Below are 12,305 nucleotides of genomic sequence, written 5' to 3' on the forward strand. Positions count from 1 at the left end.
GGAGCTTTGCGGTGCTGCTGGACCAGGAGAATCAGGGCGAACAGCCGCTCCTCGTGCCAGGGAGATCGCAACAACTCGAGAGCAGCCTCGGTGGAGAGCCCGCGCGCTTCCCGGGCGAGGGCACGGAGCTGCGGCACGCGAATGCCGAGAAACCGATCCCCCTCCGCGTACTCCCCGGGGCCCGTCTTGAAGAATCGCTGCAGGAAGACCGCGCGCTCCGGATCCGCGAGCCTGGCCAGCTCGCTTCGCACGGCCGCGAGGTCCGCAAGCGTAGCGCCACCCTCGGCCCCGGCCTTGCCCGCAGAGGGCTTCCTACCCGGCCTTGCTGTCGACGTCTTCTCCGGCATGCACAGTTCTCCGGCTCAGGTGGCGGCCCATCCGGTTCGTGCCGTCTCGAGTTCTCCGATGTACAGGAGGCCGCAGCGCTCCGAGGCCGCCAGACGCCCGGCCTGGAGCGGATAGTGAAGCTCCACGTTCCCACCAGAGGAACGAGGGGTGGCCGGTCGGGTATAAGGGATACTCCGCACCGGGGGCCATCGGGTCCCCGCGAGCGAAGGGCCCGCGGCTATCGTCCACCGCTGACGATAGCCGCGATTCTTTTTTCGCCGCCCGGGCGCGTTCGCGGACCGCGACGAGCGAGCGGCGCGGCACCCTGCAGGAAGCCTTCCATGAAGAAGCTATCCGAGTTCCCTCGCCCGAAGGAAGGGGTGCGAGCAGGGATCACGTGCCCCGTTTGCGGCGACGCCGTGCTGAGACAGGAACTGGTTGGCAAGGCTGGCGCTCACAACGGGTACCGGCTCGTCTGCAGCCGGCGCGGCTGCCCGTGGCAGGGAAAGGACCAATAGCCGATCACGGCGAGCCCCACAGATCAGGAGCTCGCACTCAACATGAACCGCGATGGCGAGTTCACTGCCAGAAAAGGGGGGAGTATGGACCCGATGGAAAACAAGCAACAGCTGCTGGAGCGGGTGGCTCGCGAGCTCGGAGCGGCGATGCACCGGCAGGCCGGGACGCGCTGGGGCGCCGTACGGACGGCCAGGCGAAACCTGGGCAACCGCCATGTGTGGCGGTTCCGGACCGCGAACGACCCCGACCGGTTTCTGGTGCTCTCCCACCGGGCGATGACCACGGGTGACAATCCCGTTGCCCGCCTCCTCGCTCAGCTCGAGGAGCAGGGCTGGCTCGATCGCCTGCAGCGCGGCCCCCAGACGCAGTTCCGGCTCGGCTCTCGCGGTCGCCTGCAGGCGCGACCGCTCGAATAGCTTCGCATCAGACCCTCTCGGTGCGCGAACGTACTGGAAGGGTGCTAGAGGTGAGGAACGAGCCAACGGCTGAGGCTCGTTCCTCACCTTTTTTTTACTTCCCTGCCGCCATCGACCTACTTCCGTGCTGACATCGAGCTGAGCCAACGCCTCTTGCCAGAGCAGGTGTTAAAACTCATTGCTTGACCCCCCGGCGGCGCCCCCAGTACGTTCCGCCGGCACGATCGGGGTATACCAGTCATGCCTGGACCACATACTCGCCCGCGATGTCTGTATGCGGAGTCTGCGCAGCATAGATAGCGACAGCTCGTCGATCGTCCGGTCGGGAGGTGTAAAGATGCTGGCACCTGTCCTCGGATTCGCTCGCGCAATCGTCCTCGGCGGAGCTCTGGCGATGGCAGCCGGGCTCCTTACAGCACCAGCCTATGCCGCCCAATCCGGGCCTGCAGCCATCATCGTCGGCGAGAACGCCGGGCATCTGGAGCGCCTCGCCGCCCGGGAAGTCCAGCGCTACCTCTACCATCTCACTGGTGAGAAGCTCGAGATCAGAAGCGCCGCCGCTTCGAACTCGCCTCGTTTCGCCTCCATCGTCATCGGTCAGTTCGGCACAAACAGCTTGATCAGAAGGCTGGTCGACGAAGGGCTGCTACCCGGTCGAAACGAAGCGCCAGGTCCCGAGGGCTTCGTCATCAGGTCGGTCGACTACGCCGGCAGACCGATTCTGGCCGTGATGGGAAGTGACGACAGCGGCTCGCTCTATGGGAGCTACGAGCTTCTGGAACACTACGGGGCGCGCTTCTACATCGGACGCGACGTCCTTCCGGAATCCAGAACTCCATTCACGATCAGGCCTCTAAACATCGCCAAGGAGCCAGCGGTCCGTCGTCGAGGACTTCTGCCCTGGCACGACTTCCTGAACGGACCCTCCGGCTACAGCTACGAGGATTTCACCTCGTACATCGACCAACTCGTCAAGCTCAAGATGAACACCCTCGTCCTGCACAATTACGGCGGCGCCTACCCGGACGAGGACATGAACGAGCCCTTCATGGACTTCGAGTGCAATGGCGCCCGCCCCGACTCATGGCTGGACACGTCGATCGACAACCAGCGTTGGGGACTGGCGCCCTCTTACGCGGGCGACCTCACCTTCCGCTCCGGCGATTACCTGCCCTACGACGTGCTGGGTTCCGACGCCGCCCGCTATACCAGAGTCCAGCCGCAGACCCACGAGCACATCGTTGCCAAGGCGAAGGCGATGATGCAGAGGGTCATCCGCTACGCCCAGGCGCGTGGCGTGGAGGTCGTGCTCGGCACCGACTTCGACGTGCTTCCAGCCTCGATGCGGGCGGCGGACTGCGACCCGCTCGACCCGTCGGTGCTACGTGCCCGCATCGACGACATCCTCGCCAGCTATCCGACCCTGAAGTACATCCAGATGTACTTCAACGAGGTCAGCGGCACGCAGACGGAGGAGGCCATCGAGGCCTACCGGTTCATGCGCGACTACCTCGCCGAGAAGCGCCCGGAGGCGCGCCTGGTCACCGGGTCGTGGTTTCAGGAGTCGCGCTTCCCGCAGCTGCATGCGGCGCTCCCTCGCGACATCGTCTTCTCCACCCTGTTGCCGCACGACATGACGGTGCGGCAGGAGTGGGCCCAGGTCGCCGCCGAACGCGAGGCATGGCCGGTGCCGTGGATGGAGTTCGACGGTGGGCTGTCCGAGCCTCAGCTCGCAGTCGGCCGCATGGCCGAGCGGCTTCCGCGGCTACGCGACGCAGGCGTCGGCGGCGTCATCGGAATTCTCTGGCGAGAGATGCCCGCGGAGGTGAATGTCGCGTACCTTGCCCAGGACCTCTGGCGACGACCGGGTGACGTGCTACCCGCCCAGGACTTCTATCGGGATTACGCCGCTCACATTTTCGGAGAGGGCGTGGCAGAACAGGGGGCGCAGGCTCTCGAGGAACTGGAGAAAGGCGGAGTCTACCCGGGTGTCGGAGCGCTGCGTCTCACGACTCCCGAATACTTCGGATGGTCGGGTTGGGCGGATCCTTCCGCTTTGTCGAACGCAGACCACTACCAGAGACTCGAGTCCACATTCCGCGCGCTCTCACCTCTCGTCACCACGCCGAGCGGTCGACGAAACCTCGAGTTCTACATTGAGTGGTTGCGCTGGCTTCGCGAATACTGGACCGCGCAGCACAACGTACCGGCGGCAGCAGTCCGGGCCCGGCCCAGGCTCGCCAACTATTTCCTTGTCGATGCTGGGTCGAACGAGCCTGAAAAAGATCTTGCAGCCGATTTCGGCTATTACGGCGGTCCACCCCACAACTCCACCACGAGCGGAGTGGTCGAAAACGACTTCGGCTATTCCCAGGCAATCCGATCGGAGCGATGGTCCAGCGAAACCTTCGGCTACCGGTTCGACATACCGGAGGGCTTTGATCGTTACCGCGTCGAGCTGTACTTCCAGGAGGGCCACTTCGGGGTCAACGTTCCCGGCGACCCCGTGGGCAAGCGGGTGTTCGACATCGCGATCAACGACTCGGTCGTCGCGGATAACTTCGACATCGCCAGGGAAGCCGGGGGGTCGTTGAAGGGCATCCGCCTCAGCTTCGACATAGCGACCAGTAATCGGGTGCTCGACATTCAGTTCCGGTCCGTCGTGTCCAACCCGAAGGTCGACATCATCAGGGCGTACCCGATCGACGCGTCAGGCAAACCGCTGCCCGAAGAGTATGAGCCTGGCCAACCCGCGCAGGCGTGGGAGGACCTGAAGAACAGCGGATTCCGGGAGGCCATCGACGCCTACCAGCACATGGTGCGCGACCTGCCCAGCCTCGGCGGGTTGGTGTCAGCTGCCGGAGGCCGCTGGTACACGACCGCGTCGGACTGTCGGCGTTGTGCCCGGACGAGCTACACCACCTACGAACGGCAGGTCTTCGACGAGCTTCCCGTCGCCCCGCCCGACGCGTTCGTCGTATATGGCACCACTGACGGAGCACTCCTCGCGTGGCGCGCACGCGCGGGAAGCGACAGCACGGATATCGTCGGCTATCACGTCTACCGTCGAACCGTCGCGGATTCCGCCTTTCATCGGGTCACCAGCACACCAATCACCGAGACAAGCTACCACGACACCGTCGACGGCGAGGTCGTCTACGCGGTCACAGCGGTGGGTCGCGACGGGACCGAGAGCCCATACTCATACGAAGAATCAGTCGCCGCGGGGCGTGCCGACCACGAGCCTCCGCATCTGCTGCTGCTCCCGCGAAACCTCATGGGTACCCGGGGTGAACCGCTGCCGGTCACAGTCATCGCCGTCGATCAGCGAGCACCAACACACGTCCGCGTCACCCTGCATTATCGCAGACTCGGCGAGCGCGGTTGGCACTCGGTGCCGATGCGACACAACTCGCTGGCTCGACCTTATGCGTTCTTTGCAGACGTGCCGGCGGCCCATGTGACTGGTGAGACCATTGAGTACTACGTCAGTGCGTCCGACGGACACAATGCCTCATATGCCCCTGCGGGTGCGCCGCGCCTCACCGCGAGCGCGGTCATCATGCAAGTCGACTCACCGGTGCCCGAGATCATCCGGAACGTCGAGGCAACATGGGATCCGGAGGCCAGGGGTGTGATGCTGAGGTGGCCTTCCGCAGGACCCGAGACGCATACGTACGCCATCTACCGCTCCACCACACGTAGGTTCGAGCCTGACCGCAGCAACTACGTCACCTACGTGCCCGCCCAACAATGCTTCTTCCTCGACGTCAACGTCGAGCCAGGAGCGACTTATCGCTACCGCATTCAGCCCGCGAACGTCGATGGACGAAGCGCTTCGCCAAGCAAGGAGGTCGCGGTCCGGATCCCGACCAACTGATCCGGGAAGGGCTTCCTCGATGGAGCGCCGGCCGGCCGCACCCAGCGACGGCCGGCATTCCTGCAGCGCCACGGCCCTCAGGCGGTCGTGATGAACTCATTCAGGGACGAGCCGACGGAGTGGCCTCGTCCCTCACGCCTTTCTCTTTTCCTGCCGATACTCGACCTGGCCGACGCTTCTCTTCCGGAGGCGCCGGAGCCGCAGACCGTGCGGCAAAACTCCACCTGCGCCTCGTTCGTCGCCATGCTCAAACCGGTCATCCTCACGGCCGTAGGGAGCGCCCTGTTGTTCGGCTCAGCGCCCGCCCTCGCCCAGTTACCACAGATCCGGCACGGAGAGCCGATCGGCGGCACGCTTTCCCCGACCGACGCCACCAACGGAGACGACGCCTACTCCGACGCCTACGTCTATCACGGAAAGCGCGGAGAGCGGCTCACCATCTCTCTACGGTCCGAGGACTTCGACGCGTACCTCTTCTTCGCGAAGATCGTGGATGGGCTTCCGTCCGAGGGCACCATGCAGGGGGACGACGATGGCGCCGGCGGCACCGATGCGCTGCTCGAAGTCGTCCTGGAAGAGGATGGCGAGTACGCGGTTGTCGCCACCTCTTACAGTCCGGGCCAGACCGGCGCTTACCGCCTGGCCCTCCTCAGCGATGGGGGGATAGGAGGGGAGGGAGGAAACGCCAGCGAGTCGACCATTTCCATCGGCACGTCCATTCGCGGCTCACTGGGACCGGGAGACGAGCTGCTCGACGACGGCTCGTATTACGATCTCTACACGTTGCGGGCTCGTGCGGGACAGCAGGTCGAGATCGTCTTGCTGTCCAACGACTTCGATGCCTATCTCTCGGTCGGGCGGCTCACCGACTGGGACGCGACCCTCATCGACAGCGATGACGACGGGGCGGGCGGGACGGATTCCCGGCTCCTGCTGACGATCGACGAAGACGGGGAGTACTGGATCCGCGCCAACTCGCTGGGTGAGGGGGAGACCGGCGCCTACAGTCTCACCCTGACCGAGGTGGAAAGCCGGCCTGCGCTGGCGCCGATCGGTGCGCTCGCGGCGGGGGAGGAGCGGGACGGGGAGCTCGGGCCGCCCGATCCGCGCCTGCAGGACGGGAGCTACTTCGACGAATACGTCTACCGAGGCCGGGCCGGCGAGCGACTCACCATCGACCTCGAGTCGGACGATTTCGACGCGTTCCTGGTGATCGGTCGGCGCGTCAACGGCGCATTCGAGTATCTCGAGGGCAACGACGACCACGACGAGACGCTAAACTCGCGTCTGGAGTACACCGTTCCGGAGGACGGCGAGTATATTATCCGCGCCAACTCGATGGCGGGCGACTCGACGGGGCGCTATACATTGCGGCTGCGCTCCAGCCGGTAGGCCCTCCCGGATCGCACGTGAGAAATTCCCGCGACGCCACTGAACTTCCCGCGAGTCCTGTCCAGCGGCTCGCGGATTGACGACGAATCCGCCCCGCTGCTACGAACCTCGTGCGCGTACCCGACGTCCCACCTCCTACCCTGCAGCCGCTGCGCATTCCGGCCGGCTGGTTCATCAACTGGAATACCCTGCTCGAGCTCGATCCCGCGGACGCCGAGGGCGGGGCTTTCGGCGGCTCCTCCCTCTTCCGCGCCACCAACGAGCAAGGACGCTTTCTGATCGACGTGGAGTGGCGCCCTGAGTTCGACCCCGAGGGGAGCTATCGTCTATGCGTCGAGTACGCGCCGTGGGAGCGCGACGAGCGGGGCCGCCGAAGGAAGGACCTGCCACTTCACTTCCGGGACGCCGAGGTGGTGCACCGCTTCGAAACCCGCGCGCGGAGCGAGCTCGTGCGGGAGCTGGAGGCGTGGCTCTGGAGGGGGGCCACCTGGGTGAGGGAGGGGCACTGAGGAGACTCAGCTCCTCCGCGACCCTCCCTGTCCGCCGTGACTACCGGGTGATCAGCTAGGCACCCGCTGGGGAGGTGCGGCATGGCATACCAGCCCGCACCACCCGTATGTGCTTCCCCAAGCAATCCACCGTAATTCGTAATCCGTAAATCGTAATTCGTCCTTGAGCAGCAGCCGCCCCTATTTGCCCGCCACCAATAGCTTGGCTTCTCTTTCCCAGGGCCGTTCCGAATACGGTACGACCAGATTGCCCAACCACCAGAATGGCAGGTCAAAGCCCCAGTCGAGGTGACCCACAACCAAACCTTGTGGCTCTGTCAGCGCGAGTTGTTGAATTCGCCTTCCAATTGTGATGAAGGATTGGTCGTACTGAATCGCGTGAACCAGCTCATGGCTGACGGTCCTGTTGCGCGCCCGGGTGCCCTGTCCCCACAGCTCTCTATCCACGAACAGAACTCCCGCAATCTCCTTCCCTGCATCGCGTTGGCTACCTCCAGGTCCGTCGTCGATGAATATTGGAGCGCCATTGGAAAGACTGGTCTCGAGGTCGAACGACAGATCCGGGTTTGCTACCGCGTACGCCACCATGACTGCGCCCGGCACGTCGAGCCGGATCGCGAACGGGTTGGGGCGATCCAGCACATGAAGCCGCATCGGCCCGAGGGGGAGCACTACCTCCGAGAAAGCCGGGCTTCCGGTGCTCGCATTGTACACCATCGACGAACCCACCGCGGATACCTCGCGTCCCAGCAGACCCGCCCCGAAGAACGGCTCTACCGAGAGCCGCTTGCCGGCGAAAGACACCGCGCCGCCTGTAGCACCCTTCACAACCGCATGCCAGAGGTCTCCGTCGCGCTCGCCACGCAATACCCCCGCGACGAGTCCCCCCAGGACGACGTTCACGCCGAACGCCACCGCCATAGAGCCGATATCCGTGCCGGCGACTGCCTCACATTCATCACCAGCGCCCTCGCGGTTACAGTCGCTGTCCTGCGAAGCTGCGATACCGGCGTTGAGGCACAAGGCGAGGGAACAGGCCACGACTCTAGTGGCCGCCGCGCACAATGAACCCTTTCCGGGGCTCGAACCCACCAGGCCTGAGATTCTTTCGTTCACGCGCTATTCAGCGTGCTCTTGATGGAAACCACAGAAGGTCAGGGAGGACGTCACGGAGTGCGCAGAGGGGTTCACGCTTTGGCGGAAGGCTCTCGATCGCTCGCCGCGCTGGTGAAACCGACTGATGATTCGACACCCACCAACGCCGTCGAGCACGGATAGGTATTAACCTCCCCTGTGCCCACCGCGCAATCCTCCGCGACCTTGGTGGCTCCGGGTTTCCGCCGCAAACTCAGTCCTACGAGGCTGCACTCCCTGCGGAAGCACCTGCTGCGGCACCGCTGAGGTCGCTCGATGGCCATCTCGGTCGAAGCTCCTCGAAATCGACTCCGCTGTGGTCCGAAAAGAAGGCCCGCCGGATCTACCCTGATCGTGGGGCCGCATGTCGTTCGTACAGGAGGAGCTACACCTCCGCCACAGCGCTCGTTCGAGGTTCGGTCCGGCCCGCCCACCCTTTCGCGATCAGCGCGGCAAGCACCAGATCGAACCCGATGCAGAGAGCCGCGTATCCGCGAGGCGTGTAGAGGAATCCGGGACCGCTCGAGTGGAGCAATACGTCCCACAGCGTGTGCACCGCCCAACCGAACGCCAGCAGGGCCGGCGAGCGGCGGCGGATCCCGGCCACCGCGATCGCGCCGAACGCCGCCACCCCCGCCAGCTCCACCGCCACTCCACTTACCGACTCGCCCACCACGGCGAAGACGACGTAGATCAGCGCCGCGACCAGGAGCGCCGTCCCATGACGCCGGCCGGGGTTGCGCACGGTGGGCAACCTGAGGATTGCCGCGAAACCCGCCGCCAGTGCCGCCCCGACCACCAGGAGACCTATCTGCTCGATCATCTTCGGTTCTCCAATCGCTTCGTTTGTGGGGGCTCGAGCAGCCATCGCTCGGCGTTCACCGGCGCGCTCAGCGTGCGAAGGTAGGCTTCGAGCTGAGCCCGTTCCGCTGCGGTGAGGTGCAGCGGGTGGATCTCGCTGCTCCCTGCCGGCGCGGCCGGCGCGCGGTCGTAGTGCTCGATCACCTCCGCGAGGGTGGCGATCTGGCCGGCGTGCATGTATGGCGTGCGCTCCGCTACCCCGCGCAGGGAGGGCGTCTTGTAGGCTCGGGTGAGCTCTGCGGCCTCGGAATCGAGAAACTCCAGCTCCGCGCAATCCTCGGGCTTCGCGTCGCTGTAGCGACTCCAGCAGTTGAACTCGTCGGCGAGCACCTGCTTCGCGCCCAGCGCACGACCGACGTCTTGAGGGAGCGAAGCCACCGCCGGCACACCCGTATTGTGGAAATGGTCGTCTGTGAGAAGCGGGCCGTTGTGGCACTGAGTGCAGTTCCCCTTTCCGATGAAGAGCTTGAGACCCGCCTCCTCCCGGGAGGTGAGAATCCCTTTCGGCGCGCGGCCGGTCTTCGTCAGGGCCTCGGCGTAGCGGTCGAAGCGGGAGGCACCCGGCTGCAGGCGCCGCTCGTAGGCGGCGATCGTCTTGCCAATGTTGGCGAACACCCGGTTGACCGCCTCTCTCTGCGCCTCGGGCATTGCCTCCCACGCCGCCCGGGCCTCGGGATCCTCCACCGGGCCGGCGCGTCGCGGCACCTGCGTGAGGTCGGGCAGCGGGCCAAAGATCCGCTCGTAGTCGGCGCGGTAGTGCTCGGCGACCAGGTGAGCGTACTGAGCCCGCGTACCGCCATGCTCGACCGCGCTCTCCAGCGGTCCCAGCGCCTGGGCCCACTGGCTGTCCTTGCGGCCGTCCCAGAAGAACCATGCTCCGTGGGCCGTTCCCGCGATCGGCATGGTGCGCCGATTGGTGCGGCCGACCCCCTGGGCCAGCGGGAGCCCATCCTGGAACTGCCGGCCGGGCTGGTGGCAGGTGCCGCAGGAGACCTTACCGTTCCCGCTGAAGCGAGTATCGAAGAAGATCGCGTGGCCGAGCCGCACGGCGGCCGTGTCGTCGCCGAAGCGGTTGGTCGGGTCGGGGGCAAGCGGCTGCAGCTCCGCGATCGACAGGGAGCGGATCGTCGCGATCTCCGCCTCGCTCCACTTTCGCGAGGACGAGATCCCCGCTCCGCACGCCAGGATCGCAAGGGCGAGGATCGCGCCGCCGGCCCGGCGGGTCCTCGCGTGAAGTCGCTTCCAGAGTGCCATCATCGTCGCCTTTCGCCGTGAGATTTTCTGTTGCGCTGGTCACGGGATAAATCTCGAGGCGATGTGCGCGGTGGGCTTGCACGAAACCGCTGGCGTTCTTGTACAAACTGGCTGTGGTTAATGAGTTGCCTGGGGCGGACGGATGCGGGGCGATAGGGCCTGACCGGGGCCGCATCATCCCGCGGAAAAGAGTCGGAGGGTGCGAAATGTATGGCTCAATTGGTTGGTCGGGGCGGTCCGTTCAGGGCGATGAGCCGTACGGAGCACGCGCGTCGACAAGCAAACCCGGAGTAGCGGTGGAAGGACCCGGGCCCTCTCCGGCCGGCGGCAAAGCGATCGGAGCCTTCATCCGCCAGGCCGCCACCACCAGCCACACCATCCAGACCACGTTCAGGACCTCGGCCAGCGCGATCGCACTCGACATCGTGGGGGAGAAGCCCTCAGTACCGACCACCCAGCCCTGCGCCAGGTAGGTGAAGCCCGCGACCCCCATGAGGTAGGCGATCGGGCGGGGCACTGGCCGCGTCCGCAGGACTGCGACCGCGAACATCACTAGCGCGACGCCGAGCAAATACGCGTGGTAGCTCCTCATCCCCCACTCCATCCAGCGGACTGTCTCGGCGCTGGCGAAGCGCGCCGCTCTCTCCGCGTCCCCGGAGGTCACCCAGGCGGCATCGGCCATCTTGTTGGCGACCCCGTCCACGGCCTGCAGAGCTCCATACAGCCCCAGCGCGCTCACCGCCGCAGCGGCCCCGAAGCGGCCGGCCCATCTCGCTGTCCCGTCGCGTGCGTCCAGCGCATAGAACATGGCGACAAGCCCACCGGTCACCAGCGCCATCGCCGCGAACTGGCCGACGTGATCGGCCACCCACAGTCCACTCTTCGCATACGCCGTGAAGATGGCGGGGTGGTCGTTCGCATCCCCGCCGGTGTGGAACAGGGTGATCACGATGTACAGGATTTGTCCCCCGAGCAGAAGCACGGAGGACAGGCGTAGCGACGCACGATCGATCTTCCCGGGCCCGCTCCCCGCCAGCCGCATCGGCTCCCGCGAGTCGACCGTGGCGCCGCCTCGAGCGGGCCCTTCGTCGCGCTTCAACGGACGACCTCGAAGTGCGCCATCATTCCGCCGGCATGGTGCTCCAGGATGTGGCAGTGATACATCCACTCCCCCGGCCGGTCATCGGGCACCCAAGCGATCCGCACCCGCCCACTCGGCGGGATGTTGACGGTATCCTCCCAGGAGAGGAACTCTGGCGGCTCTCCGTTGACCTCCAGCACCTGGAAGAAGAAGCCATGCAGGTGGAAGGGGTGATCCATCTTCGTCGCGTTGACGATGTCCCACACCTGGAGCTCCCCGACGCGCACCGGCTCGGCGCGATGGTGCAGCTCACGGTTGATGGTGAAGCGCACGCCGTGCTTCAGGCTCATGTCGAAGCCCAGCCGGACCTCTCGATTGGGAGTGGGCGTTCCCTGCACGAGCGGCTCGATGTGGCGCAGCACGTCCGGAATCTTCGCACGCGAGGGTGCCGCCCGCCCCACGCGCACAGTGGCCAGACTCTCGGAGCGTGACTGCTTCATGCTGCCCTGATAGTAGCGCAGTGACTCGACCTCGAAGGTCTCCCCCTCCGCGAACGGTCCCACGGCCAGATCCACTCGGTCGGCGGGCGCCAGCAGCACCTCGGACGTGGTGAAGGGCGCGGGCAGCAGCCCGCCGTCGGTGCCAAGGATCCGGAAGGGCCGGCCGCCGAGGGAGAGCCGGACGTAGCGTGCGCTCGAGGCGTTGACGATGCGCCAGCGCTCCACCTGGCCGGCGGCGATGTCGAAGGCAGGTTTGTTCCTCCCGTTCACCAGGCGAACGCTGCCGAGTCGGCCATCGTGCCGCTCGATCCACCCGCCGGGCGGCTTGATCTGCCCCTTTCGATCCAGCGCTACGTCGTCGAGGACGAGGACTCGCTCCGCATCGAGCACCGGCTCATCCGGACCCCGCACGACGATCGCGCCATAGAGGCC

At 65.7% G+C, this 12,305-nt stretch carries 10 protein-coding genes; 4 read left to right on the forward strand and 6 right to left on the reverse strand.

The window, feature by feature from the left end; translation table 11 throughout:
- Positions 1-347: DNA alkylation repair protein (locus VF167_15390; GenBank protein HEX6926805.1), on the reverse strand; the 347-nt coding region annotated here is incomplete at its 3' end.
- Between the two features lie 591 nt (positions 348-938).
- On the opposite strand from VF167_15390, the gene VF167_15395 reads away from it, so the two are divergent.
- The 4 genes from VF167_15395 (at position 939) to VF167_15410 (ending at position 7,043) form a co-directional block, all read left to right on the forward strand.
- Positions 939-1,262: a hypothetical protein gene (locus tag VF167_15395; protein ID HEX6926806.1), complete on the forward strand. Its 324-nt coding sequence runs from the start codon at positions 939-941 to the stop codon at positions 1,260-1,262.
- Between the two features lie 337 nt (positions 1,263-1,599).
- Positions 1,600-5,142, forward strand: coding sequence for a malectin domain-containing carbohydrate-binding protein (locus tag VF167_15400; GenBank protein ID HEX6926807.1), 3,543 nt, complete (start codon positions 1,600-1,602; stop codon positions 5,140-5,142).
- 90 nt (positions 5,143-5,232) lie between these two features.
- Positions 5,233-6,534: a PPC domain-containing protein gene (locus VF167_15405; protein HEX6926808.1), complete on the forward strand. Its 1,302-nt coding sequence runs from the start codon at positions 5,233-5,235 to the stop codon at positions 6,532-6,534.
- A 110-nt stretch (positions 6,535-6,644) separates the two neighbouring features.
- Complete coding sequence (locus VF167_15410; GenBank protein HEX6926809.1) at positions 6,645-7,043, forward strand: hypothetical protein; 399 nt, start codon at positions 6,645-6,647, stop codon at positions 7,041-7,043.
- 180 nt (positions 7,044-7,223) lie between these two features.
- On the opposite strand, the gene VF167_15415 is transcribed toward VF167_15410, so the two are convergent.
- The 5 genes from VF167_15415 to VF167_15435 form a co-directional block, all read right to left on the reverse strand.
- Positions 7,224-8,084 (reverse strand): hypothetical protein, encoded by an 861-nt coding sequence (locus VF167_15415; GenBank protein HEX6926810.1) that lies wholly within the window; start codon positions 8,082-8,084, stop codon positions 7,224-7,226.
- A gap of 478 nt (positions 8,085-8,562) precedes the next feature.
- Positions 8,563-9,000 (reverse strand): DUF6010 family protein, encoded by a 438-nt coding sequence (locus tag VF167_15420; GenBank protein ID HEX6926811.1) that lies wholly within the window; start codon positions 8,998-9,000, stop codon positions 8,563-8,565.
- Positions 8,997-10,295 (reverse strand): cytochrome c peroxidase, encoded by a 1,299-nt coding sequence (locus VF167_15425; GenBank protein ID HEX6926812.1) that lies wholly within the window; start codon positions 10,293-10,295, stop codon positions 8,997-8,999. Before VF167_15425 ends, VF167_15420 begins: the two co-directional genes overlap by 4 nt.
- Before the next feature lie 238 nt (positions 10,296-10,533).
- On the reverse strand, positions 10,534-11,391 hold the full coding sequence (locus VF167_15430; protein ID HEX6926813.1) for a DUF4386 family protein: 858 nt from the start codon (positions 11,389-11,391) through the stop codon (positions 10,534-10,536).
- The coding region (locus VF167_15435; GenBank protein HEX6926814.1) for a multicopper oxidase family protein at positions 11,388-12,305 on the reverse strand (918 nt) is incomplete at its 5' end. The genes VF167_15430 and VF167_15435, both read right to left, overlap by 4 nt.

The sequence above is a fragment of the Longimicrobiaceae bacterium genome, from assembly GCA_036375715.1.
In the GTDB taxonomy this organism is placed as follows: domain Bacteria; phylum Gemmatimonadota; class Gemmatimonadetes; order Longimicrobiales; family Longimicrobiaceae; genus DASVBS01.